Here is a 23,868-nt window from a genome sequence, read left to right on the forward strand (position 1 = left end):
GGTCATGTCTCCGGGCTGAACATCAAGCCCGGCCATGACGAATTGAGAGGTTACTTACGGCATCGGCCAGATCGCGTCGGCGACCGCGGCCTGCTCGGGAAAGATGGTGACGAACTTGCCGTCGACGTATTGCAGCAGAACCGGATCGGCGTCCTGGTTCTGGCCGTTCTCGTCGAACTTGACGCGCTTCCACGGCATGATGGTCTGATCGCCCGGCATGTCGGTGGCGACCAGCGCTTCGCGGATCTTCTCGCCATCGGTCGACTTGGCGCGGTTGATGGCATCGGCCATCACGATCAGGCCCATGAATTGCCGCGACGAGTAGTCGTTGAAGTCCTTGCCGGACTTCTCCTTGTACATGTCGTTGATCTTGCCGACCATCGGCCGCTTCTTGGCGAGGTCGAGCGAGAACGATCCGCGCGAGATCACGCCAGGGATCTTGTCGCCCACCGCGTCGTACAGCGCCTTCTCGGAGAAGCCGGCGTCCTGTGCGACGATGTTCTTGGCCTTGTAGCCGAGTTCGCCCATGGTCCGGATCAGCAGGATGCCGTCGGTGGTGTAGCTCGACGGCATCAGCACGTCGGCATCGGCGGCCTTGAGCTGCTGCACCTCGGCGGTGAGCGAGGGCGAGTTCGCGCGGTACTTGATGTCGGCGACCACCTTGTAACCACGCTCCTTGGCGAGCGCGAGCTGGGCGTTGGAGGAGTCCGTGCCGAAGATGGTGTCCTCGTGGAACAGCGCCAGGGTCTCGATCTTCTGGCCCTTCTTCTTCTCGGCATCGAAGAAGTCGAACATCGCCTTGGAGAACATTTCGTCGTGCGGTGCCGCGCGGAAATAGAACTTGAGGCCGCGGCGATGCAGGCTCGGCGAGGAGTTGTCGGCGGACAGGAACGGGATCTGATAGCGCTCGCAGACCTGGCTGACCGTCACCGCCACCGAGCTCTGATAGGTGCCGACGATAGCGGACACCTTCTCCTGGGTGATCAGGCGCTCGGCTTCGGCGCGACCCTTCTGCGGGTCCGCCTGATGGTCGGCGAACACCAGCCGTACCTTGGCGCCGCCGAGGCCAGGCAGCCCCTCGCTGCGCGCCAGCGGCAGGTCGAAATCGTACTTGTTGTTGATGATATCCGCCGCGGTCTGAAACGCCTTCTGGGCGTCCACGCCGATCTGGGCGCTTGAGCCCGACAACGGATAGATCACACCGATGACGACTTCCTTGGTCTCGGCCCGTGCGGTTGCGAACGGCAGAAGTGCGGCGCTCGCCGCGCCACCGAGGACGAGGTTACGTCGATTGATCTTCATGACGTCTTCCTTTGCTACCAATATTTGGGAGTGGAGCGGTCGAAGGTTCGGTTTGGCCTCTACAGCACAGCAAGGTGCTTGTTCTTCAGGTCGGTGACAAGCATCAATCCGGGCGCGTGAGTAATAGCGAACGGCACCCTGGCGGCAGCGATGACCGCCTGGGGAGTGACGCCGCAAGCCCAGAACACCGGCAATTCGTCGGCCTCGACCGGCACCGGGTCGCCGTAGTCGGGCCTCGCGATATCGGCGATGCCGATCGACTGCGGCAGGCCGATATGCACCGGCGCGCCGTGAACGGAAGGAAAGCGCGAGGTAATCTGGATGGCGCGGATCGCATCCTTCGGCTTCATCGGCCGCATCGACACCACCATCGGCCCGGCGAACGGCCCGGCCGGCGCACACGGGATGTTGGTACGATACATCGGCACACGCACCTGCCGCTCGATGTGCCGGATCGGAATCTCTTCGGCGAGCAGCGCCTCCTCGAACGAGAACGAGCAGCCGAGCACGAAGGCGACCAGGTCGTCGCGCCAGTACGCGATGATATCCGTCGGCTCATCGACCGCCTCGCCGTCGCGCCAGACCACGTAGCGTGGCACGTCGGTGCGAATATCGAGATCGACGCCGACCGACGGCATCATCGGATTGCCGATGTCGGACATTCCGATGATCGGACACGGCTTGGGATTGAGCTGACAGAACCGGTGGAACGCCGCGGCGTCTTTTTCCGGCAGGATCACCAGATTGCCCTGGACGCAGCCCGGCGCCACTCCGGCGGTGGATTCGGCGAGCCCGGCGCGATACGCGAGCCGCGCCTGGTGGGAAGGAACTGACGCGTCAGCGTCGTGGAACTGTTGCTCTGCCGCAAAAACAGTCATTCACTCGCCCTGCCTAGTCTCTCGACAGCAGTGGAGCCGAAGCCTAATATAATGTCTAATCTTTGTTTCTGATCGGAAACAATAAGATCGACTTATCGACCGAAGGAGTCGACCGATGGTGGACTTCAAAGCGCTCGAAACATTCATCTGGGTCGTGACGCTGGGCAGCTTCCGCGGCGCCGCGCACAAGCTCAACACCACGCAGCCGGCGATCTCGCAACGCATCGCCCAGCTCGAGCGGGAGCTGGGGGTGCGACTGCTGCAGCGCGATCACCGCGTCGCCTCGCCGACTCCGAGCGGCCGGCAATTGATGCTGTATGCCGAGAAGCTCGTTCGGCTGCGCACCGAAATGATGGCCGCGGTCAGCGATCAGTCGAGCATGCGGGGCGTGCTGCGGCTCGGCGTCGCCGAAACCATCGTGCACACTTGGCTGCCGCGCCTGATCGAACAGGTGAACCGCGCCTATCCCAATCTGTCGCTGGAGATCGAGGTCGACATCACGCCGAACCTGCGCGCGCGGCTGCTGGCACAGGAGATCGAGCTGGCGTTCCTGCTCGGGCCGATGACGGCGTCGACGGTGCGCAGCCGCGTTCTGTGCGAGTACCCGATCGGCTTTCTCGCCAGCCCCACGCTCGGACTCGGCCACGATCCGCTGACCGTCGCCGATCTGGCGAAATTCCCGATCATCACCTTCCCGCGCAAGACGCAGCCTTACGAGATCGTGCGCTCGCTGTTCAACAAGCCGGAGCTGCCGCCGATCCGCCTGCACGCGTCGGCCTCGCTCGGCACGGTGATCCACATGGCGATCGAGGGGCTCGGCATCGCGGTGATCCCGACCGCGATCGTCGAAAACGAACTCGCCGAAGGGCGGCTGCACCTGCTGCAGACTAATCTGAAGATCTCACCGCTGCGGTTTTCCGCGAGTTGGCTCGCCTCGCCCGACACGGTGGCGATCGAGCGCGTCGCTGAGCTCGCTGCCGAGATCGCGCACACCGGCGGCTTCATGCCCGATCCCGCAATGCAGCTCCGCGATATTGCTCACGTCGTTGAGCCGGCGATCGGTTGACGCGCGTCCGGCCGCTTTGTCACACTTTAGCCCCGCCTCGCGCCGCCCGCGCTGACTTCCCGGAGTGCCTATGACCAAGACTGCCTCGAACCTGCAAATCGATTCCTCGCGGCTGTGGGACACCATCTACACCACCGCGCAGTTCGGCGGCACGCCGAAGGGCGGTGTCAGGCGGCTGACGCTCTCGGCCGAGGACAAGCAGGTTCGCGACTGGTTTCGCGCCGCGTGCGAGAGCGCTGGCCTCGACGTCAGCGTCGATACGCTCGGCAACATGTTCGCGCTGCGCAAGGGCCGTGACATGACCAAGCCGCCGATCGGCCTCGGTTCGCACCTCGACACACAACCGACCGGCGGCAAGTTCGACGGCATTCTCGGCACCCTGGCCGCGCTCGAAGTGATCCGCACCCTGAACGACGCCGGCATCGAGACCGAGCTGCCGCTGTGCATCACCAACTGGACCAATGAAGAAGGCTCACGCTTCGCCCCGGCGATGATGGGTTCGGCTGCGTTCGTCGGCGACTTCACCGTCGACGACGTGCTGTCGCGCAAGGACGCTACCGGCGTCAGCGTCGCCGAAGCGCTCGACGGCATCGGTTATCGCGGCGACAAGGCGATCGGCACTCAGCCGTTCACCGGCTTCATCGAGCTGCACATCGAACAGGGACCGATCCTGGAAGCCGAAGGCAAGACCATCGGCGTGGTCGATCACGGTCAGGGCGTGCTGTGGTACGATGGCAAGATCACCGGCTTCGAAAGCCACGCCGGATCGACCCCGATGCATCTGCGCCGCGATGCGCTGGCGACGCTGTCGGAGATCGTGCTGGCGGTCGAGAAGATCGCCACCGAACTCGGCCCCAATGCGGTCGGCACTGTCGGCGAAGCGGTGATCGCCTCGCCGTCGCGCAACGTCATCCCCGGCGAGATCGCCTTCAACATCGACATGCGCAGCGCCGATGCCGCGATCCTTGAACAGCTCGACCAGCGGCTGCGCGCCGCGGTGGCCGAGATCGCACCGCGCCGCAAGGTCGAGGTTGCGCTCGATCTGGTCTGGCGCAAGGAGCCGACGCATTTCGATCAGAAACTGGTCGGAGCGGTCGAGGCCGCAGCCAACGCACTCGGCTATGCCAACCGCCACATCACCTCCGGCGCCGGTCACGACGCCTGCAATCTGAACACCAAGATTCCGACCGCGATGATCTTCGTACCGTGCAAAGACGGCATCAGCCACAACGAGCTGGAAGACGCGACCCAGCCCGACTGCGCTGCCGGCGCCAACGTGCTGCTGCACACCGTGCTGTCGCTGGCGGGCGTCGCCAAGTAATCGCTGACGACCGGCGCCAATTTCTGGAGAGATCACGATGCATGCGGTGTTCGTCGACGCCAGCGATACGCTCGCCGAGCTGATGGAGAGGCTTGCGGCGCCGGGCGACCCGCCAGTGCGGATCCACTGCGATCCCGACGTGACGCCGGAACAATTGCCCGACGTACTGGCCGACGCCTCGATTGCGCTGATCGACCACACCTATCTGCCGACCAGCATCGCGCGGCAGTGCGCCGGGCTAAGGCACGTCGTGTTTCTCGGCACCGGCGCCCGCAGCTACATGAATATCGAGGAGCTGGCCGAACTCGGCATCGAGGTGCATCTGATCCGGGGCTATGGCGACACCGCGGTGGCGGAAGCGACCATCGCGCTGATGTGGGCGGCGGCGCGTAATCTCGCAGTGATGGACCGCGAGATGCGGCACGGCCTTTGGCTGCGTGAAGATGGGATGCAGCTCACCGGCAAGACGCTCGGCCTGATCGGCTTCGGCGGCATCGGCGCCGAAGTCGCTCGGATCGCGCACGGCTCGGGAATGAACGTGATCTCCTGGAACCGCTCGGCCAAGCAGGTGGACGGCGTGCGGTTCGTCGATCTCGACACGCTGCTGCGCGACAGCCACGTCGTCTCGATGCATCTGTTGCTCAACGACGAAACTCGCGGCTTCCTGTCGCGGCAGCGGATCGCGGCGATGCGGCCGGGAGCGATCCTGGTCAACACCGCGCGCGGTGCCCTCGTCGATGAGGCCGCGATGATCGACGCGCTGCGCTCCGGCCATCTGCGCCATGCGGCCCTCGACGTGTTCGACATCGAGCCGCTTCCCTGTGACCATCCGTTGATTTCCCTGCCCAACGTGACGCTGTCGGCGCATTCGGCGTTCCGTACCCCCGAAGCGAGCGACAACCTGATCGCTGCCGCCCGGGCCCATTGCCGGCGGATTGCGACCGGCGGCTGATCGATCATCCGTTCAAAATCGGCAATCAGCTACCACAACCACTGAATATCGACGGCCATCATCGTTCGGCCGTCGACCCGGCGTGATCCGCATCAACAACGATCGAACTGCGCCCATGCGATAGTTTGCGAATCGCATGGAGACATTCCCATGAAGGATTGGTACGCGGTCTTCGCCCTGGCACTGGTGATCATTATCGGCTCGGCCGCCGGTCTGGCCGGCACAATCGCCTTCCTGCTGGCGTTCTTCGTCACCTGGTACTTGTTGTCGGCGCGCGAGATCGGCTTCGCCGGGGCCCGCGCCCGCTTCGCCTTCCGGATCGATCCGCCGATCTGGACGCGCAGCAACTGGCTGTGGCTGGAGCGGCTGTTCGACGACAGCGACAAGCTGTTGAAGGCTGCAGCCACCGCGATGATCGTGATGGCCGGCACGCTGGTCGTCGGCGCGCCGATCACCCTGCTGGTCGCTGTGCTGGTGGCCGCCTATGTCGCCTTCGGCATTTATCGCGACCGCACCGATCCGCCGCCACGCGGCGTGCGGATTCACGATGCCGGCGCCGACGTCGCGGCGCGCACCGCGCGGGACCTGTCAGTAGAGCCAGCGAGCGAGGCACCTCGAAGCTCGGCGACCGAACCGCCAGCGCCTGTATCGGTTCAGCCGATTGCCGAGCCACGTCCTTTGCTTCTGCAGCCGGTCGTCCGCATCGTGCCGCCACGGCCACGCATCGTCACCAAGCCGCGACCGTTGCAGAACCGCCGCCCCGCCGCACGCGGCACCCACGGCAAGGCAGCCGGCAAGCGCACCCAGCGCAAAGCGGGCCGTATCACGGCCCGCCCGCTCCCGACGCTGCCGAGCCGGAAGCCCGGCTACGCCATCGCGCTGAAGCCGCGCCGCCCGTTACGCCAGCCGCCACAGCTTCGGCAACGGCGTCGCGTGCGCAAGCCGATGACCCTGGTGGTCCGCGCCGATGCAGCGGGCTCGTCGCCGAACCGCTGACACCAGCGCAACCGAACAGCGGCGGGCCGCCTACTCGACCATCTCGGCAACACCCTTGCCGCAGGCCGCCGTGTCGGCTTGACCGCCGAGATCGCGGGTGCGGAGCGTGCGCTCGCCGAGCGTCCGCTCGATCGCCTTCACGATCGAGTCCGCAGCCTGCTTCTCGCCGAGATGCTCGAGCATCATCGCGCCCGACCAGATCATTCCGATCGGATTGGCGATGCCCTGGCCGGCGATGTCCGGCGCCGAGCCGTGCACAGGTTCGAACACGCTCGGGAAATCGCCGTCCGGATTGATGTTGCCGGACGGGGCGATCCCGATCGTGCCAGTGCAGGCCGGGCCGAGATCGGACAAAATGTCACCGAACAAATTGGAACCGACGACGACGTCGAACCAGTCAGGATGCAGCACGAAATGCGCCGTGAGGATGTCGATGTGGTACTTGTCCCACTTCACTTCGGGATAGGACTTCGCCATCGCTTCGACGCGTTCGTCCCAATACGGCATGGTGATCGAGATGCCGTTCGATTTTGTCGCCGAGGTGAGATGCCGCTTCGGCCGTGACTGCGCCAGCTCGAACGCGAATTTGAGAATCCGATCGACCCCGGTCCGCGTCATCACCGTCTGCTGGGTAACGAACTCACGCTCGGTGTCCGGGAACATCCGTCCGCCGACCGACGAATACTCGCCCTCGGTATTCTCGCGCACCACCCAGAAATCGATGTCGCCCGGCTTGCGTCCCGCGAGCGGCGACGGCACGCCGGGCATCAGCCGGACCGGGCGCAGATTGACGTACTGATCGAATTCGCGCCGAAACTTGATCAGCGATCCCCACAGCGAGATGTGATCCGGGATCTTCTGCGGCCAGCCGACCGCGCCGAAGAAGATCGCGTCGTGGCCGCCGATCTTCTCCTTCCAGTCGTCCGGCATCATCTGGCCGTGCTTTTCGTAGTAATCGTAGCTGGCGAAGTCGAAATGATCGAACTTCAGCTTGACGCGATGCTTCCTGGCGGCCGCCTCCAACACCCGAAGTCCTTCCGGCATGACTTCCTTGCCGATGCCGTCGCCTGCGATCACCGCGATGCGATATTGGTCTTTGCTCTCACTCAAGTCGGTTCCCCTTTGTCTCGCGCGTCGCGCGCTTCCATCTGGCCCAAAGTACGCCAGCGTTCAACGCTGCGCTGCACATAGCGGAATCGCGTATTGCCCAGGTATTGCGCTTGCCTGCGACAAAATGCGCGTTACACTTTTCACGGCTGATCAACAAGCCGCCGGCCAACGCGCCGCCAACAAAGACAATAAAGAGGAAACGCCATGTCTTCAGCTCCCTCGAATGTCCGTTCGTGGTCGGTGCGTGCTGTGGTCGCCGCGACCGCGCTCGGCTTCGGCGTCTCGTCCGCCCTCGCCGCCGATCCGATCAAGATCGGCGTGATCGCCGAAGCGCAGGCCATCGCCGGCGCCTCTATTCCGCAGGCGGCCCAGCTTGCCGCTGATGAAATCAACGCCAAAGGTGGCATCGACGGCCGCAAGATCGAGATCGTCAGCTACGACAATCACTCCTCGTCGGCTGATTCCGTCCGCGCGTTTCAGCGCGCGGTGAACGAGGACAAGGTGAATGCGGTGATTGCCAGCTACATCTCGGAAGTGGTGCTGGCGCTGATGCCCTGGGCATCGCGGCTGAAAACACCGTTCGTCACGCCCGGCGCGGCATCCAACGAGATCACCAAGGCGATCCACAAGGATTACGAAAAGAACAAATACACCTTCCACGGCTATCTGACCTCCGGCGAGCTCGCCCAGTCGGTGTGCGATGCCGCCAAGGATCTGCTGGTCGACGCCCGCCACATGAAGAGCGCGGTGATCATGAGCGAGGACGCCGCCTGGACCAAGCCGCTCGACGTCGGCTATCAGGAGTGCCTTCCGAAGATCGGGCTGAAGGTGCTCGATCACATCCGGTTCTCGCCCGACACCACCGATTTCACGCCGATCTTCAACAAGATCGAGGGATCGAAGCCGGACGTGATCATCACCGGCGTCTCGCATGTCGGCGTGCAGCCGACGGTGCAGTGGAAGAACCAGCAGGTGCCGATTCCGATGTTCGGCATCTCGTCTCAGGCCACCAACGAGACCTTCGGCAAGGACACCAACAACGCCTCGGACGGCGTGCTGTATCAGGGCGTGTCCGGACCGGGCGTCGCGGTCACGCCGAAGTCTGTGCCGTTCGCCGAGAATTTCAAGAAGAAGTACGGCAACTACCCGTCCTATGCCGGCTACACCGCCTATGACGAGGTCTATTACATCGCCGAGGCGGTGAAGCGCGCCGGTTCCACCGACGGCGACAAGCTGGTCGAAGCGCTGGAAAAGACCGACTACGAGGGAACGATTGGGCGCGTCCAGTTCTACGGCAAGGACGATCCGTTCACCCACGGCCTGAAATACGGCAAGGGCCTGCTCACCGGCCTGATGCTGCAGTGGCAGGACGGCAAGCAGGTCGCGGTGTGGCCGCCCGAAGTGGCCAAAGCCAAGATCAAGTTCCCGGCCTTCATCAAGGCCGCCGCGAACTGACGATGAGCCTAATGCTCCCGGACGGAAACGCCGGGAGCATTTTTCGTCCGGCTGCAAGCTTCTCCACATCATCATTCCTGGGCGCGGGCGACGCCCGCGAACCCGGAATCTCAGAACAGCTCGGGATTCCGGGGCCGCGCGCCGGCGGCGCGCTCCCGGAATGACGTCCCGGATTTGGCCAACTGAAAGTCCCGCATGCTCGCCCTGCAAATCCTGATCGACGGTTTCGCCATCAGCGCCTTGTATGCGCTCGGCGCCACCGGGTTCACGTTGATCTTCGGCGTCTCCGGCGTGCTCAACCTGTCGCACGGCGCCATCATGGTGGCCGCTGCGGTCGCAGCCTGGGCGGCGTCGAGCACGTTCGGCATCGGCAGCTACGCCGGCGCTCTGATCGGCATCGGCACCGCGCTGGTGATTGCCCTGCTCACTTACTTCGTGGTGGTGCAGCCGATCCAGCGCTCGCGGCGGATCGCCAACGAGGAGAAAGAGATCTTCGTCCTCACCGGCACCCTGTTGTGGGGCATCATGATCCAGGAGGCGATCGCCTATTTCTTCACCAACAACGCCAAGACGGTGTTGCCGATCGTCACCGGCGTCGTCGAGATCCTCGGCGTGCGCACCCCGCGCAACCAGATCTTCACCGCGCTGGTGTGCTGTCTGGTGATCGCCCTGCTGTGGCTGCTGGTCAACCGCACCAAGATCGGCAAGGCGGTGCTGGCGGCTTCGATGAATCCGCGCGGCGTCACCCTGCTCGGGCTCGAGCTGACCAACATCTACGTCGTCGTCTGGATCATCTACGGCGTGCTCGCCGGCATCGCCGGGGTGCTTCTCGGGATGTTCCTCGGCGTGTCGTCCTACAGCGTCGGACCGCTGACCGCGAGTGCGTTCTCGATCGTGGTGCTCGGCGGGCTCGGCAGCGTGTCCGGTTCGCTGATCGCCGCCTTCGTGGTCGGCTATCTCGAGACCATCACCGCCTACATGATTTCACCCGCGTATCGAACCATCCCGGCGCTGCTGCTGCTGGTGACAGTGATGTATCTGCGGCCTCAGGGCCTGCTCGGGAGGCGTTGAGATGGGTCTGTTCACGTCACGACTGTTCTGGATCGCGCTTCTCGTCGTCGCGGTCGCCGCGACACTGCCGCTCTACGTCTCCGGCTACATCCTCGGGCTGTTGACGGTGGCGTTCTATTTCGGCGTGTTCGCGATGTCCTGGGACCTTTTGTTCGGCTTCGCCGGCGAGGTCAATTTCGGCCCGACCTTCCTGATCGGCACCGGCGCCTACACCGCGGGCATCATCAACAACCTTTACGGCGTATCGCCGTATATCTGCATCTTCATCGGCGCGATGGCCGCGGTGGTCGCAGGCTTCATTCTCGCGTTGCCGGCGCTGCGGGTGCGGGGACCATATTTCGGTCTCACCACGCTGGTGGCGGTGCTGATGCTGCAGAACTTCATCGTGGTGTTCGCGGATCTCACCGGCGGCGAGATCGGCCTCACCATTCCCGACGTCATCACCATCAACGCCGGAGCCAATTACTGGCTCGCGCTCGGCTTCATGACCGTGAGCGGCGCGATCCTGTACGGGCTATCGCAATCTCCGATCGGCCTGGTGCTGCAGGCCTCGGGTCAGGATCCGGTGCAGGCCGGCGCACTCGGCTTCAACATCGTCAAACACAAACTGTTCGCCTTCGTCGTCAGCGCGTTTTTCTCCGGCCTGTCCGGCGCGCTCTTGGTGTTCTACTTCGGCACCGCATCGGTCGGCACGGTGGTGGATGTCGCGGTCGGGGTGAACGTCATCGTCGCCGCCGTGCTCGGCGGGCGGCGCACCGTGATCGGCGCGGCGCTCGGCGCGGTGTTCCTGATCGTCGCCGGCGAATTCCTGCGCCCGACGGGCGAACTCGCCACCTTCATCGTCTCGGCGGTCGCGCTGATCGTTGTGCTGTTCTTCCCCGGCGGCTTCCTCGGAGCGGCCATGTCGCGCGAGGCTCGGACGTGATGGACGCAGTCTCCGGCAACTTTGCTCCGACGCTCGAAGTCCGCGGCCTGACCAAACGGTTCGGCGGCCTCACCGCGGTGAAGAACCTGTCGTTCGATCTGCGCGCCGGCGAAATCTTCGGGCTGATCGGCCCGAACGGCTCCGGCAAGTCCACGGCGATGAAATCGATCATGGGAATCGAGCGCCCGACCGCGGGCGAAATCATTTTCCAAGGCCAGAACGTCGCCGGCCTCCCGGCCCACAAGATCGCCCGTCAGGGCTTCGGCATGGTGTTCCAGCATTCACGGCCGCTGAACCGGCAGACCGTGCTCGAAAACATCATGGTGGCGCTGCTGCCCGACAGCCTGCTGGCGCTGTTTCACGATCGCGCGCTGATCGAACGCGCCGAGGCAATCGCCGAGCGGGTCGGCCTCGGTGCGGTGATGCGGCGGAAGCCGCCGACGCTGCCATTCGCCGATCTGCGCCGCCTGGAACTTGCAAAGGCGATCGCGCGGGATCCCAAGGTGGTGCTGGTCGACGAGCCGTTCGCCGGGCTGACGTTGGCCGAAGTCGGCGCGTTCTCCGAACTGATCTCCGGCTTCCGCGACGAGGGACGCGCGGTGCTGTTGGTGGACCACAACGTCAAGAGCGTCGCGGCGTTGGTCGATCGCGTGCTGGCGATGTATCTCGGCGAAGAGATCTGCACCGGCGCCGCCAGCGAGGTGATGAAGAACGAAACGGTGCGGCGAGTGTATCTCGGCGGCACGATCGAAACTTCGGCGCGGCCAGAGACCAGCTTCCGCGACGCGGTGCCGCTGCTGCAGGTCGAAAATCTCGACGTGTTCTATGGCAAGGCGCAGGCGCTGGAAAAGGTATCGATTCACGTCCACGAGGGCGAGTTCGTCTCGGTGGTCGGGCTGAACGGCGCCGGCAAAACCACGCTGTTCAACGCCATCTCCGGCCTTCTCCCCTACACCGGTGCGATCAAGCGCGGCGGTCAAGAGCTGCGCGGCAGCTCGGCGGCGAGGATCGCCCGCGACGGCATCGTGCAATGTCCGGAGTCGCGCGAACTGTTCGGCGAGATGACGGTGCGCGAGAATCTCGACCTCGGCGGCTATCATCTCTCCGACGACGTCCGCGACAAGCAGATCGAATGGCTGTTCGAACTGTTTCCGATCCTGCGCGAGCGCCAAAGCCAGCTCGCACAGACTCTCTCCGGCGGCGAGCAGCAGATGCTGGCGATCGGCCGCGCCCTGATGATGCAGCCGAAGATCCTGATCCTGGACGAGCCGACGCTCGGATTGGCGCCGGTGATCCTGGAGCAGTTGTCCAAGGCGCTGGAAAAGCTGCGTCAGACCTCATCGATCACGATGCTGCTCGGCGAGCAGAACGTCACCTTTGCGCTGCCGCACGCGGACCGTGTCTATGTGCTCGAACACGCCCGGATCGTGTGGGAAGGCGATCCGGCGCGCTTTGCCGCCGAGGCCGGAGAAGGCTATTTGTAGCGCCGGTCTCAGGCCGACCGGACATCAGCAAAGGGCACTAGATGGACCTGCATCTGCGCGGCAAGCGCGTCCTCATCACCGGCGCGTCGAAAGGCATCGGCGCCGCCGCCGCTGAAGCCTTCGCCGAGGAGGGCTGCCATCTGCGGCTCGCGGCCCGCAACAAGGATGCGCTCGAGTCACTCGGCGCACGGCTGCGCGAGCTTCACGGTGTCGACGTCGCGTTGCATGTCACCGACCTGCGCAACAAGGACGATCTGACGCAACTGGCAGCCCAGGCAACCGACATCGACATCCTGGTCAATAACGCCGGCGACATTCCGCGCGGCACGATCGATGCGATCGACGACGCCGCCTGGCGTCACGCCTGGGATCTGAAAGTGTACGGCTTCATCGACCTGACCCGGCTGATCTACGCGCAGATGAAAGCGCGCGGCGGCGGCGTCGTCATCAACGACATCGGCGCGGCCGGCGAACGGCTCGACGCCGGATATATTTGCGGCTCCGCCGGCAATGCGGCGCTGATGGCATTCACCCGTGCGCTCGGCGGCAGAAGCCTCGCCGACAACATCCGCGTCGTCGGCATCAATCCGGGGCCGGTCGGCACCGACCGCTATCTCGGCCGCATGAAGGGCCGCGCCAAGGCCGAACTCGGAGACGAAAACCGCTACCTGGAGCTTCAGAAACACCTCCCGCTCGGCCGCCCAGCGCAGCCGCGCGAGATTGCAGACATGATGGCTTATCTTGCTTCCGATCGCTCCGGCTACACCACCGGCGCGATCTTCACGGTCGACGGCGGCTTGAGCGGCGGCTGGCCGAGCTGACGAGCGAGGCCGGCGTCGCGCCGGCCGCAACCCTGCCATGACGATGTGCCGGCTCACCGCATCCTGCTTGCCGCTGCGACGATCGTGCTGCGGCCGCGCGGGCGGCACAACGTCGCTGTTTGATTCAGCGCAAGCCCGGCCTTATGGGCCGGAGCGTATCAAATGACACCTGCAATCGGAGATCCCGCCATGGTGTCGTCCCTCCCCCCGTCTTCCACCGAGCCTGCGCCGGATCTGCCGACGCTGTCGCACATCGGCCGGGATTTCGTCTGGGGCGTCTCGACCGCCAGCTTCCAGATCGAGGGAGCGGCGAACGAAGACGGCCGCGGACAGAGCATCTGGGACGTGTACTGCCGCGCCGGCTATGTCGCCAACAACGACACCGGCGACGTCGCCTGCGATCACTACCACCGCTACCAGGAAGACGTCGCGCTGATGAAGGTGCTCGGAATTCAGGCGTACCGGTTCTCGATCGCCTGGCCGCGGATTTTTCCGCAAGGCATCGGTCCGATCAACGAACCCGGCCTCGCCTTCTACGACCGCCTGATCGACGCGCTCGAAGCCGCCGGGATCGAGCCATGGATCTGCCTGTATCACTGGGATCTGCCGCAGGCGCTGGAAGAGCGCGGCGGCTGGCTGAACCGCGACATCGTGAGCTGGTTCGCCGACTACGCGCGGGTGATCGGCGAGCGTTACGGCAACCGGGTGAAGCGCTTCGCCACCCTCAACGAACCCGGCATCTTCAGCCTGTTCAGCCGCTCGTTCGGCGTGCGCGACCGCAGCGCCGACGACAAGCTGCATCGCTGGATTCACCACGTCAATCTCGCCCACGGTGCCGCGGTCGACGCGCTGCGCGACACCGTGCCGGACGCCAAGATCGGGCTCGTCACCAACTACCAGCCGGTCTACCCGTCGAGCGACAGGCCCGAGGACGTCGCCGAAGCCAAGCTGATCAGCGACTATTGGAACCGCGCCTTCGCCGACCCGCAATATCTCGGCGAGTATCCCGACCTGATCCGGGACGCCATCAAGCCGCATGTTCTGCCCGGCGACATGGCGCACATTCAGCGTCCGCTCGACTGGTTCGGGCTGAACCACTACAGCCCCGTCTATATCAACTCCGATCCCAGCGCGATCGTCGGCCTCGGCTGGGGTCCGAAGCCCGCCGGCATTCCGCGCTCGCCGATCGACTGGACGATCGAGCCGGAAGCGTTCCGCGACACGCTGATCGAGATCAGCCGCCGCTACGGCAAACCGGTCTACGTCACCGAGAACGGCTACGGCAGCAACGTCGAGACACCGGACGCGAACGGCGACGTGATCGATCCCGGCCGGATCGCTTTCCTGCGCGACTACATCAGCGCTCTCGACCAGGCGATCGCCGAAGGTGCCGACGTCCGCGGCTACATGGTGTGGTCGCTGCTCGACAATTTCGAGTGGGAATCCGGTTACGGCGTCCGCTTCGGCCTCACTTACGTCGACTATGCAACGCTGCGGCGGATTCCGAAGGCGTCGTTCAAATGGTTCGCCGAGGTGATCAGTCACGCCCGCGGCGGTGCCGCCTGAGCCGGTCAGCGGCGCTTACGACGGCGCCAGTTCACGCGAGGCTCCGGTTGGAGCGGCCGGAAGCCGATCCGGCATCCGGTCGATCGCGGCCAGCAGCGCCGCGACGCGATTGGCGGAGGAGCGCCAATCCGCCAAACGCTGATAATTGTCGACCAGCCAGTTCACCGCGCCCTGCACGGTAACGAAGGCGGCCGCGCTCTGCGTCACCTCGCCGAGCGTCATTGCGCCTGCGAGATATTTCGGGAAGCACAGGAAATACGCGGCGACCGGCGCGAACAGGAAGTTGCTGTGCGACACCAGCGTCATATCGACGAGCTGCCAGCACAGATCGCGCCACGACCGCAGCACCGCCTTCAGCCGCTCCGCCAGCTTGACCATCCACGCCGTCTCGTCGGCTTCGCTGGCGGGACGCCCGCCCCGCATCACCTCGGCTGCGGCGCGGAATTCGGCCTCGTTCTGATTGCGCTGTTCACTGATGCTGGTCATGCGCCGGCCGAACCACAACATCAGCGCGGTCATCACCGTCGAGTAACCGATCACGCCGACGACCAGATAGCCGGGAATCTCGGCGCGATAGCCGAACACGCTGAGATTGATGCTGCCGCCGACGCTCCACAGCACGCTGAAGAAGGTCAGCGCCGTCAGGACCGAGGACAGGAACGCCAGGATCAGATCGACCGGCGAGTCGGTGGCGATCCGGACGTCTTCGGCGAGACGATATTCCGGATTCTCCGCACCGTGATCTGTACCATCGATTGGGACGTTGTGGTCCTTTCGCGACCAGCGCGCCAGGATTTCACATGTCATCGACTCGCGCCATTTGCGCTGCCCGGTCATGCGGCCCCACACCGAGGTCGCAGCGACCACGACGCTGGTGGCCGCGAGCATCACGAAGATCCCGGTCTGCGTCCACAACGCGGCACCGTCCCGCCGCTCCAGAGCATCGAAGAAATGCCGATTCCACAAATTGAGATAAAACTGAACCAGCAGCTGCGCCAGCACCACGCCGATCAGCACCACGATCAGGCCGGTCACCCGGGGCTTGCCGCTCAGCCAAAATTTGCGGGACAGCAGCCAGAACCCGGTCAGGTTGTGGCCGTTGGAGTCGTTATGTGAGAAGAGTCCCATGATGCGATATAAGGCCCAGAGCTGCGGGTTGTGAAGCGCTCGGGGCTACCCATTGCGTCTAGTCTTGGTATCCGGTCCAACGCGCAGAACGGTGATGCAGTGATATCGCCGGCGCAATCAACTCAGGGGAGTTACAGGTGGCGGCAGATCAGGCGCTGGTAAAGGAAACCGCTTGTGCAGTGGTGGGCAAGCTCAAGTCCGGCGAGGTCACGCCGCTCGAGGTGCTCGACGTGCTTGAGGAGCGGATCGCCGAGATCGACGGCGCCGTCAACGCGCTCCCCACGCTGTGCTTCGACCGTGCCCGCGCCCACGCCACCGAGCTGATGAAGAAACCGGCCGCCGAGCGCGGCCTGCTCGCAGGGCTGCCGCTGCCGATCAAGGATCTCACCGCCGTCGCCGGCGTGCTCACCACGCAGGGCTCGCCGATCTTCAAGGACGTCGTGCCGGCCCGCTCCGACCTGATGGTCGAGAACCTCGAAGCCAACGGCGCCGTGGTCTACGCCAAATCCAACACCCCGGAATTCGGCGCCGGCGCCAACACCTTCAACGAGGTGTTCGGGGCGACGCGCAATCCGTGGGACCTGTCGCGCTCGGCGGCCGGGTCGTCCGGCGGCGCCGCCGCGGCGCTCGCATCCGGCACCGCATGGCTGGCCCAAGGCTCCGACATGGGCGGCTCGCTGCGTAACCCGGCGAGCTTCTGCGGCATCGTCGGCCTGCGCCCGAGCTTCGGCCGGGTCGCGCACACGCCGGTGGCGAAGATCGACCGCAATCTCGGCGTCAACGGGCCGATGGCGCGCAACGTCGAGGACGTCGCGCTGCTGCTCGACGCGATGAGCGGCGAATTCGCCGCCGACCCGCTGTCGATCCCCTCGCCTGCGACCTCGTTCCTCGCCGCCGCGCGGGCGCGGCAGAAGCCGCTGCGCGTGGCCTATTCGCCCGATCTCGGCATCACCCCGGTCGATCCGGAGGTCGCCGCGATCACAGCCAAGGCAGCCGAGCGCTTCGCCGAGGCCGGCGTGATCGTGGAGCAGGCGCAGCCTGATCTGTCCGAAGCGCACGAGTGCTTCCAGGCGCTGCGCGCGTTCGACTTCGCGATCAGCAAGGCCGATCTGCTGCGCACCAAGCGCGACCTGCTCAAACCGGAAGTGATCTGGAATATCGAACAGGGCCTCAAGCTCAGCGTCGACGATCTGGCCAAGGCCGAAGCGCAGCGGGTGGCGATGACGGCGCGGACCATCGAGTTCTTCCGGACCTACGATCTGCTGCTGTGCCCAGCGACGATCACCGCGCCGTTCCCGGTCGAGCAGCGCTATCTCGCCGAATGCAACGGTCATACCTTCGACAACTACGTCGAATGGCTCGGCATCGTCTACGCGATCACGCTGGTGTGCTGCCCTGCCCTGTCGCTGCCTTGCGGCTTCACCACGACCGGCCTGCCGGTCGGCCTGCAGATGGTGGCACGGCCGCGCAACGAAGCCGGCCTGCTCGCCGGCGCCGCGGTGCTCGAGGATATCCTCGGCCTGAAGGGCACGACCCCGATCGATCCGCGCCCGGCGCCTGCCAGCCTGTAGGCACCTTGCGGGACTGGCGGTTGCAACACGCTGTGCTACTCTCCGGCGTGTTGCAACATCGATAGATCCGCCGACAAAGGCGGACGATAGGGAAACGCCAATGTCCGATCATCTGAGAGCGTCCGAGACGCTGAAAATCCACGTCGACCAAGACAAATGTCAGGGCCATGCGCGCTGCAAGGCGCTGGCTCCTGAATTGTTCGAGCTCGACGACTACGGAAATGCCCACGAGATCGGCGACGGCACGGTGCCCACCGCGCTGATCGACCAGGCATGGCTGGCCAAATCCAACTGCCCGGAGAACGCGATCGTCATCGACGAGGCTTGATCACTCCGCCTTCTCACGTTCGAGCGGCGCTAAGACCGCAACGATCTTTCGCAGAGGAAACGCCAGACATGAGCGAACGCGCACCCGTCACCGACTGGGTCAGAGACTTCGACCACACCGATCCGCGCTGGACCGAGAACCCCTATCCAATCTGGGACGAGCTGCGAGCGGCCAGTCCGCTGGTCCACACCGACCGCTTTCTCGGCTGCTACATGCCGACCACGTTCGCGGCGGTGAAGGAAATCTCCTACGACACCGAGCACTTCTCGTCGCGGCGGGTCATCGTCCGCAACGTCCGCTCGGAATCGCCGCCGCCGGCGCCGCCGATCACCTCCGATCCGCCCGAGCACAAGCCGGCCAAACGCCTGCTGCTGCCGCCGTTCACGCCCGATGCGGTCGCCAAGCTCGAACCGCGGGTACGCGCGATCTGCAACGAACTGATCGATGCCTTCATCGAGGACGACGGCTGCGATGCCGCCACCGCCTATACCAAGCACATTCCGGTGAAGACCATCTGCCATATGCTCGGCATCCCGGAAGACGACAGCGACATCTTCATCCGCTGGATTCATGAGATCCTCGAACTCGGCATCAACGACGATGCCATCCTGATGAAGGCGGTGTTCGAGATGAGCACCTATTTCCAGGGGCATATCGCGCATCGCAAGCAGAAGCCGACCGACGATCTGATCAGCACGCTGATGAACGCGCGCGACGACAAGGGCCAGCCGCTATCGGACGCGCATGTGCTCGGCTCGCTGCGGCTGCTGCTGATCGCCGGCATCGACACCACCTGGAGCGCGATCGGCGCGGCGCTGTGGCACCTCGCCACGCATCCGGCCGACCGCGAACGCCTGCTCGCCGAACCGGAGCTGATGCCGACCGCGATCGAGGAATTCCTGCGCGCCTATTCGCCGGTGACGATGGCACGCGAGGTCGTGGGCGAGACCGCGATCGCCGGCTGTCCGGTGAAGCCGGGCAACATGGTGCTGCTGTCGTTCCCGGCCGCCAACCGCGATCCATCGGTGTTTCCCGACGCCGACCGAGTGATGATCGACCGCAAGGAAAATCCGCACGTCGCGTTTGGCCTCGGCATCCATCGCTGCGTCGGTTCCAATCTGGCGCGGATGGAGATGACGGTTGCGATCGAAGAGTGGCTGAAGCGGATTGCTTCGTTTAGGCTCGATCCGTCACACAAGGTGCGCTGGTCGGAGGGCACGGTGCGAGGCCCGCGCAGCCTGCCGCTGCTGTTCGACAAACCGAGCTGAGCCGGCGCTTTCAACAATCATCATTTCGGGCGTGCGCGGCGCGAGCCCGAAATGATGTCCGAATCAGGAGGCCAGCCGATGCCCACCGAACGTTTCCAATTCGAAGGCAGCGGCGGGCATCAGCTCGCGGCGGCGCTCGATCTGCCGGATGCGCAGCCACTCGCCTATGCGCTGTTCGCGCATTGCTTCACCTGCAGCAAGGACAACTTGGCGGCGCGGCGGATTTCGGCGGCGCTGGCGGCGCACGGCATCGCGGTGCTGCGGTTCGACTTCACCGGGCTTGGCGCCAGCGAAGGCGAGTTCGCCAATGCGACGTTCTCGTCCAACGTCGCCGATCTGGTTCGCGCCGCCGATCACTTGCGCGAGCGCCACCGCGCGCCGACGCTGCTGATCGGCCACAGCCTCGGCGGCGCTGCGGTGCTGGCGGCCGCAGCACAAATCCCTGAAGCAAAGGCGATCGCCACCATTGCGGCGCCGTCCGATCCGTCGCACGTCGCCGGACTGTTCGCCGAGCATATCGAAACAATCCGCAGCGAGGGCAGCGTCGAGGTCAAGCTCGCCGGCCGCCCCTTCACGATCAAGCGCGCGTTTCTCGACGACATCGCCGAACACAATCTGATGGCCGAGATCGGCAAGCTGCACAAAGCGCTGCTGATCCTGCACGCGCCGACCGACGACACCGTCGGCATCGACAACGCTACCAAGATCTTCCTCGCTGCCAAACATCCGAAGAGCTTCGTCTCGCTCGATCACGCCGACCATCTACTGAGCGATCGCCGTGATGCGAACTACGCCGCCGGGGTGATCGCCGCCTGGGCGCAGCGCTACATCGACGCCGAGCCGCCGGCTCCGACCGCCGGCGTGCCCGAAGTGCCGCGCCTCGTCACCGTGCAGGAAACCGGCGACGGCAAGTTCCAGCAGCAGATCAGCGTCGGCCCGCATCGGCTGCTGGCCGACGAGCCGGCCAGCGTCGGCGGCCGCGACAGCGGGCCGGGGCCCTACGACCTGCTGCTCTCCGCGCTCGGCGCCTGCACCTCGATGACGATGCGGCTCTATGCCGAACGCAAGGCGCTGCCGCTCGATCGCGTCACGGTGACGCTGAGCCATGCCAAGATCCACGCCGAGGATTGCGCCGAGTGCGAAACCAAGGTCGGGCTGCTCGACCGCATCGAGCGGGTGATCGGCATGGAAGGTGATCTGTTGGCCGAGCAGCGCGCCAAGCTGATCGAGATCGCCGACAAATGCCCGGTGCACCGCACCCTCACCTCGGAAGTCAGCATCATCACGCGCAGCGCCGATTGACGCTGCCGGCCGCTTCCCCGACACTGCCGAAAAACAAATCAGGGAGGCGGCGATGCCGGCAGTGGCGCGGATCGATCCGAAGACCATTTTCACGCCCGACGAATGGGCGCGGCTGACGCATCGCAGCTCGGCGCGCGGCCTGTGGCTGGTGGCGCATGCCTGGGGCACGATCGCCCTCGTCGTCGCGCTGGTGACGATCTGGCCGAACCCGTTGACCTGGCTGATCGCGGTGATGATCGTCGGCACGCGGCAGCTCGGCCTCGCCATCCTGATGCACGAGGCGGCGCATGGCGGGCTGCACCGCAATCCGAAGCTCAACGAGTGGATCGGGCAATGGCTGTGCGCGGTGCCGGTCGGCGCCGATCTGCCGGCGTATCGGCGCTATCATCTGCAGCATCACAAATACACCCAGCAGCCGGAGGACCCCGACCTGGTGCTGTCGGCGCCGTTCCCGATCAGCAAGGACAGCTTCGCCCGCAAGGCGATCCGCGATCTCACCGGACAGACCTTCGTCAAGCAGCGGCTGCCGGCGCTGAGGGCGCTGTTCGCCCCGGCGGACAGCGGCGCGCCGAAGCACGACAGCTTCGTCGCCAGCGGCAAGGCGCGCACCCAGCGCTTCCTTGCAGCCAATGCCGTGCTGCTGGCGCTGTTCTGGCTGGCCGGCGCCGGCATCTGGTTCGTCGGCGTCTGGCTGGTGGCGATGGCGACCTGGCTGCCGCTGGTGACGCGGGTGCGCAATATCGCCGAACACGCCTGCACCTCCACCAGCGCCGATCCGTTCAGCCAGGCCCGCACCACGCTGGCGAACCCGATCGAACGCGCGCTGATCGCGCCATATTGGGTCAACTACCACGCCGAGCATCACCTGTTCATGTACCTGCCCTGCTACAATCTGCCTGAGGCGCACCGGCTGCTACAGCAGAAGGGCCTGATCGACCGCGTCACCGTGGCGCCGTCCTATCGCGACGTGCTGACACTGGCGACGACGCGGCCGCGCGCGGTGACAGCGGAGTAGCTGGCGTGGCTGCTCCTCGGATCAGCGCCGGACGCCTCTTCGTCGTCATCCCATTTTCCGTCGTCGTCCTCCGCGCATGCGGGGGACCCAGTATTCCCGAGCGCCTGTGGCGCAAGTTCCGCATGGAGCAACGAGCGCTCTGGGATACTGGGTCGTCCGGACAAGCCGGACGATGACGGTTGTGCTTGGAGCGAGCGCTCCGCTCTGCCCTGCCCTCCTGCTCTGCCCTGCCGCCACCATCGATTCCAATTCCAAACTGCCATGCCTCCGCGGTCTCGCGGCGCCAACGGCGTCCGAGTTGTGCGCGCCGCGCCGCGCAAACTTGGTGGTTGGTCGCGATGGCTTGCGATCCATCGCGAAAACGCCGTCACGGCGCGCCCACCAGCGGCGAGTTTTGGCGTCGGGACCGTTCTTCCGGGAGCACAGCGAGTTGTCCGGCTCTCCCCGCCTCGGTCTGCGCCCGTCCAGCCACGCACAGGGCAGCCGCTCGTAGTAGCGGCGGCATAGCAGTTTGCTTTGCGAAAACTGCGTAAACTTGTTTTCGCTGACCTTCTGCCTCCCGGACGCTGCGGGTGCGAACCGCAACGCGCAGGACGCCGCGTCATCCAGCGGTCGCTGATTGTTCAGCTCCCACCGGACTCACCGGCCGGTCTTGCGGTCGACGACCTGCCCCGCTTCCAAGCGCCCTCGAGAAGCGCCCCTCACGGACAGGACGACGCGGACTATAGTCCCTATCGGAATATTGTCACCAGACATCCGTGCGAATGAGGAACGAAGGCGAGAGCCGCGTCGCATGCCCCAGCGGGTCAGGCCATGTCCGCCTTGTGCCCAAAGCGGCTGGGGTCGCGGTGCGGTGACAGATTTCGCGATGGGCCAATAAGCGACTTTCGCAAGCGCAAGAGCGAATCCGCACAAGATAGCGACGCCGGCCGACGGACACAGACACCCGCACAAAAACTCTAGACTTGCAGCGACAGTGAGCTTCGGCCACACCTGCGTACAATATTAATTCCCGTGGGTATCATTTTTTGAGAGCGACAGCGATGGTGGAGTGGGCACCAATATGGGTGATGCCGAACCTGCGTGTCCGCGATGCGGTAAACGGCGGCCGGGCGGCCATCGCGTCGATAAGAGACCCGCGCATTATTGAGCTCGCGAACCAGCATTCGACCTTTCGCTCTTTCATCGCGAGCTTCAAAGACGCGTTCGGCATAGCCGTCGAGCCGTCTGTCCTCATCGTCAAGAAGTCAAAGTCCAAGCCTCTGAAGCTAGAGCCGTTGGCAAGCTTTCGCGATCTAGTGGCTCTTTCCGTAATCCCCTATCAGCGCGCACAGATGATAGTGCGCCGAGGTCAGATACCGCGCATTCTGTATTCGAACACGTTTTACCTCTATCCGTGGATGCTCGACAAAAACTACCGACACCTTCTGACGAGCACGATCAGCGGCATGGGCCTGCATATGGCAAGCGAGTTCAGAGGGCAATCGTCACCGGATATTTCCGCACACGACCTTCGGCAGCATGATATCGACGAAACGTTGTTCAAGGTGTTTTTGCAGCGTTGGGAACACCGCTACTTCAAGCCAAAGCCGAGCCACACTGACATCGCTCTCTTACGTTCCTTGAACATGGCAACAGTCTCTTGTCTGACGCCGGGTGTGGTTGATACGACGATGTACGACATCGGTCGGATCGTTGCATTGTGGGTAAGCGCATTCGAGATACTGGCACATCCAGGACCAGGACAAAAAATTGACGTCACGACGATCTATGAACTCTTCGAGAACATCAATTACCAGGACACGACCCTTAGCAAGAAACTCTACAAGGCACGGACGCCACGATTAAGGAAATACACCAGAGGCAATCTGCCACAATTCGTATATGGCCCACTTTATGAAGCGCGCAACGCGTTCTTGCACGGCAACGAGGTATCACACGCAATTTTGCGACCTAAGAATTCGCAGTCTTTGCTCTTCCATTTAGCCCCGCCGCTTTACCGATTCGCACTTACTTCCGTGTTACAGATAAGTCGGACGGCCCCAATGCCACCGACAAGCGATGCGAAGGCTTTCGGCAAATACATCGTGGACGACATGGATTACTACGAAGGTCAGAAGATAGTCGAGCGAGCGATATTGAGGGCGCGGCGATCACGGAATTAACGCTGCGCATACGATTCCGATTTCATGATGTCGCGAACGGGCCACTTCCACCCACCTCAGCAGTGATCCTTACTGGTCTATGTCGGCTCCCGCCCGACTACCGGCGAGCGCGGAGCTGCACAACTGCTACACCGGATCTCTGAC

At 64.4% G+C, this 23,868-nt stretch carries 20 protein-coding genes; 16 read left to right on the forward strand and 4 right to left on the reverse strand.

Annotated features, from left to right (window positions below; translation table 11 throughout):
* Positions 1-54: 54 nt before the first annotated feature.
* Together M9H71_RS19695 and M9H71_RS19700 are read right to left on the reverse strand one after the other, a co-directional pair.
* Positions 55-1,302 carry an ABC transporter substrate-binding protein gene (locus tag M9H71_RS19695; protein ID WP_455406616.1) on the reverse strand — a complete coding sequence of 416 codons (1,248 nt, stop codon included), beginning with the start codon at positions 1,300-1,302 and terminating at the stop codon, positions 55-57.
* A gap of 59 nt (positions 1,303-1,361) precedes the next feature.
* The gene (locus tag M9H71_RS19700) at positions 1,362-2,180 is read right to left on the reverse strand and encodes a putative hydro-lyase (RefSeq protein WP_455406617.1); all 819 of its coding nucleotides are present in this window, start codon (positions 2,178-2,180) and stop codon (positions 1,362-1,364) included.
* 115 nt (positions 2,181-2,295) lie between these two features.
* Between M9H71_RS19700 and M9H71_RS19705 the strand changes: the two genes are divergently transcribed.
* The 4 genes from M9H71_RS19705 (at position 2,296) to M9H71_RS19720 (ending at position 6,515) form a co-directional block, all read left to right on the forward strand.
* Positions 2,296-3,246, forward strand: a complete 951-nt coding sequence (locus M9H71_RS19705) for a LysR family transcriptional regulator (RefSeq protein WP_455406618.1) — start codon at positions 2,296-2,298, stop codon at positions 3,244-3,246.
* 70 nt (positions 3,247-3,316) lie between these two features.
* Positions 3,317-4,567: an allantoate amidohydrolase gene (locus tag M9H71_RS19710; RefSeq protein ID WP_455406619.1), complete on the forward strand. Its 1,251-nt coding sequence runs from the start codon at positions 3,317-3,319 to the stop codon at positions 4,565-4,567.
* A 37-nt stretch (positions 4,568-4,604) separates the two neighbouring features.
* Positions 4,605-5,519 carry an NAD(P)-dependent oxidoreductase gene (locus M9H71_RS19715; protein WP_455406620.1) on the forward strand — a complete coding sequence of 305 codons (915 nt, stop codon included), beginning with the start codon at positions 4,605-4,607 and terminating at the stop codon, positions 5,517-5,519.
* 150 nt (positions 5,520-5,669) lie between these two features.
* Positions 5,670-6,515, forward strand: coding sequence for a hypothetical protein (locus M9H71_RS19720; protein WP_455406621.1), 846 nt, complete (start codon positions 5,670-5,672; stop codon positions 6,513-6,515).
* A gap of 30 nt (positions 6,516-6,545) precedes the next feature.
* On the opposite strand, the gene M9H71_RS19725 is transcribed toward M9H71_RS19720, so the two are convergent.
* The gene (locus M9H71_RS19725) at positions 6,546-7,625 is read right to left on the reverse strand and encodes a tartrate dehydrogenase (protein ID WP_455406622.1); all 1,080 of its coding nucleotides are present in this window, start codon (positions 7,623-7,625) and stop codon (positions 6,546-6,548) included.
* Positions 7,626-7,829: 204 nt separating this feature from the next.
* On the opposite strand from M9H71_RS19725, the gene M9H71_RS19730 reads away from it, so the two are divergent.
* From M9H71_RS19730 to M9H71_RS19755, 6 genes are all read left to right on the forward strand, one after another.
* Entirely contained in the window at positions 7,830-9,080 is a 1,251-nt protein-coding gene (locus M9H71_RS19730; RefSeq protein ID WP_455406623.1) for an ABC transporter substrate-binding protein, read from the forward strand.
* A 195-nt stretch (positions 9,081-9,275) separates the two neighbouring features.
* Positions 9,276-10,151: a branched-chain amino acid ABC transporter permease gene (locus tag M9H71_RS19735; RefSeq protein ID WP_455406624.1), complete on the forward strand. Its 876-nt coding sequence runs from the start codon at positions 9,276-9,278 to the stop codon at positions 10,149-10,151.
* Position 10,152: 1 nt separating this feature from the next.
* Positions 10,153-11,076, forward strand: a complete 924-nt coding sequence (locus M9H71_RS19740) for a branched-chain amino acid ABC transporter permease (protein ID WP_455406625.1) — start codon at positions 10,153-10,155, stop codon at positions 11,074-11,076.
* Positions 11,076-12,560: an ATP-binding cassette domain-containing protein gene (locus M9H71_RS19745; protein ID WP_455406626.1), complete on the forward strand. Its 1,485-nt coding sequence runs from the start codon at positions 11,076-11,078 to the stop codon at positions 12,558-12,560. Before M9H71_RS19740 ends, M9H71_RS19745 begins: the two co-directional genes overlap by 1 nt.
* A gap of 41 nt (positions 12,561-12,601) precedes the next feature.
* The gene (locus M9H71_RS19750; protein WP_455406627.1) at positions 12,602-13,381 is read left to right on the forward strand and encodes an SDR family oxidoreductase; all 780 of its coding nucleotides are present in this window, start codon (positions 12,602-12,604) and stop codon (positions 13,379-13,381) included.
* 189 nt (positions 13,382-13,570) lie between these two features.
* A complete protein-coding gene (locus M9H71_RS19755; RefSeq protein ID WP_455406628.1) occupies positions 13,571-14,947 on the forward strand; it encodes a GH1 family beta-glucosidase in 1,377 nt (458 codons plus the stop codon).
* 15 nt (positions 14,948-14,962) lie between these two features.
* On the opposite strand, the gene M9H71_RS19760 is transcribed toward M9H71_RS19755, so the two are convergent.
* Positions 14,963-16,075, reverse strand: coding sequence for an SbmA/BacA-like family transporter (locus M9H71_RS19760; RefSeq protein WP_455406629.1), 1,113 nt, complete (start codon positions 16,073-16,075; stop codon positions 14,963-14,965).
* Positions 16,076-16,212: 137 nt separating this feature from the next.
* Between M9H71_RS19760 and M9H71_RS19765 the strand changes: the two genes are divergently transcribed.
* From M9H71_RS19765 to M9H71_RS19790, 6 genes are all read left to right on the forward strand, one after another.
* Positions 16,213-17,646 carry an amidase gene (locus M9H71_RS19765; RefSeq protein ID WP_455406630.1) on the forward strand — a complete coding sequence of 478 codons (1,434 nt, stop codon included), beginning with the start codon at positions 16,213-16,215 and terminating at the stop codon, positions 17,644-17,646.
* Positions 17,647-17,746: 100 nt separating this feature from the next.
* Positions 17,747-17,974, forward strand: coding sequence for a ferredoxin (locus M9H71_RS19770; protein ID WP_455406631.1), 228 nt, complete (start codon positions 17,747-17,749; stop codon positions 17,972-17,974).
* Positions 17,975-18,042: 68 nt separating this feature from the next.
* Positions 18,043-19,242 (forward strand): cytochrome P450, encoded by a 1,200-nt coding sequence (locus tag M9H71_RS19775; protein ID WP_455406632.1) that lies wholly within the window; start codon positions 18,043-18,045, stop codon positions 19,240-19,242.
* 78 nt (positions 19,243-19,320) lie between these two features.
* Positions 19,321-20,544, forward strand: a complete 1,224-nt coding sequence (locus M9H71_RS19780) for a bifunctional alpha/beta hydrolase/OsmC family protein (RefSeq protein ID WP_455406633.1) — start codon at positions 19,321-19,323, stop codon at positions 20,542-20,544.
* Between the two features lie 52 nt (positions 20,545-20,596).
* The gene (locus M9H71_RS19785) at positions 20,597-21,559 is read left to right on the forward strand and encodes a fatty acid desaturase family protein (RefSeq protein WP_455406634.1); all 963 of its coding nucleotides are present in this window, start codon (positions 20,597-20,599) and stop codon (positions 21,557-21,559) included.
* Between the two features lie 1,043 nt (positions 21,560-22,602).
* Positions 22,603-23,724, forward strand: a complete 1,122-nt coding sequence (locus tag M9H71_RS19790) for a hypothetical protein (protein ID WP_455406635.1) — start codon at positions 22,603-22,605, stop codon at positions 23,722-23,724.
* Positions 23,725-23,868: the final 144 nt, after the last annotated feature.

Source organism: Rhodopseudomonas parapalustris (genome assembly GCF_053772255.1).

Excerpts from the sequence above, each read along its gene's own strand:
- M9H71_RS19695 (WP_455406616.1), bottom strand. The coding sequence starts at position 1,302 with ATGAAGATCAATCGACGTAACCTCGTCCTCGGTGGCGCGGCGAGCGCC.
- M9H71_RS19700 (WP_455406617.1), bottom strand. The coding sequence starts at position 2,180 with ATGACTGTTTTTGCGGCAGAGCAACAGTTCCACGACGCTGACGCGTCA.
- M9H71_RS19705 (WP_455406618.1), top strand. The coding sequence starts at position 2,296 with ATGGTGGACTTCAAAGCGCTCGAAACATTCATCTGGGTCGTGACGCTG.
- M9H71_RS19710 (WP_455406619.1), top strand. The coding sequence starts at position 3,317 with ATGACCAAGACTGCCTCGAACCTGCAAATCGATTCCTCGCGGCTGTGG.
- M9H71_RS19715 (WP_455406620.1), top strand. The coding sequence starts at position 4,605 with ATGCATGCGGTGTTCGTCGACGCCAGCGATACGCTCGCCGAGCTGATG.
- M9H71_RS19720 (WP_455406621.1), top strand. The coding sequence starts at position 5,670 with ATGAAGGATTGGTACGCGGTCTTCGCCCTGGCACTGGTGATCATTATC.
- M9H71_RS19730 (WP_455406623.1), top strand. The coding sequence starts at position 7,830 with ATGTCTTCAGCTCCCTCGAATGTCCGTTCGTGGTCGGTGCGTGCTGTG.
- M9H71_RS19735 (WP_455406624.1), top strand. The coding sequence starts at position 9,276 with ATGCTCGCCCTGCAAATCCTGATCGACGGTTTCGCCATCAGCGCCTTG.
- M9H71_RS19740 (WP_455406625.1), top strand. The coding sequence starts at position 10,153 with ATGGGTCTGTTCACGTCACGACTGTTCTGGATCGCGCTTCTCGTCGTC.
- M9H71_RS19745 (WP_455406626.1), top strand. The coding sequence starts at position 11,076 with ATGGACGCAGTCTCCGGCAACTTTGCTCCGACGCTCGAAGTCCGCGGC.
- M9H71_RS19750 (WP_455406627.1), top strand. The coding sequence starts at position 12,602 with ATGGACCTGCATCTGCGCGGCAAGCGCGTCCTCATCACCGGCGCGTCG.
- M9H71_RS19755 (WP_455406628.1), top strand. The coding sequence starts at position 13,571 with ATGGTGTCGTCCCTCCCCCCGTCTTCCACCGAGCCTGCGCCGGATCTG.
- M9H71_RS19760 (WP_455406629.1), bottom strand. The coding sequence starts at position 16,075 with ATGGGACTCTTCTCACATAACGACTCCAACGGCCACAACCTGACCGGG.
- M9H71_RS19770 (WP_455406631.1), top strand. The coding sequence starts at position 17,747 with ATGTCCGATCATCTGAGAGCGTCCGAGACGCTGAAAATCCACGTCGAC.
- M9H71_RS19775 (WP_455406632.1), top strand. The coding sequence starts at position 18,043 with ATGAGCGAACGCGCACCCGTCACCGACTGGGTCAGAGACTTCGACCAC.
- M9H71_RS19780 (WP_455406633.1), top strand. The coding sequence starts at position 19,321 with ATGCCCACCGAACGTTTCCAATTCGAAGGCAGCGGCGGGCATCAGCTC.
- M9H71_RS19785 (WP_455406634.1), top strand. The coding sequence starts at position 20,597 with ATGCCGGCAGTGGCGCGGATCGATCCGAAGACCATTTTCACGCCCGAC.
- M9H71_RS19790 (WP_455406635.1), top strand. The coding sequence starts at position 22,603 with ATGGTGGAGTGGGCACCAATATGGGTGATGCCGAACCTGCGTGTCCGC.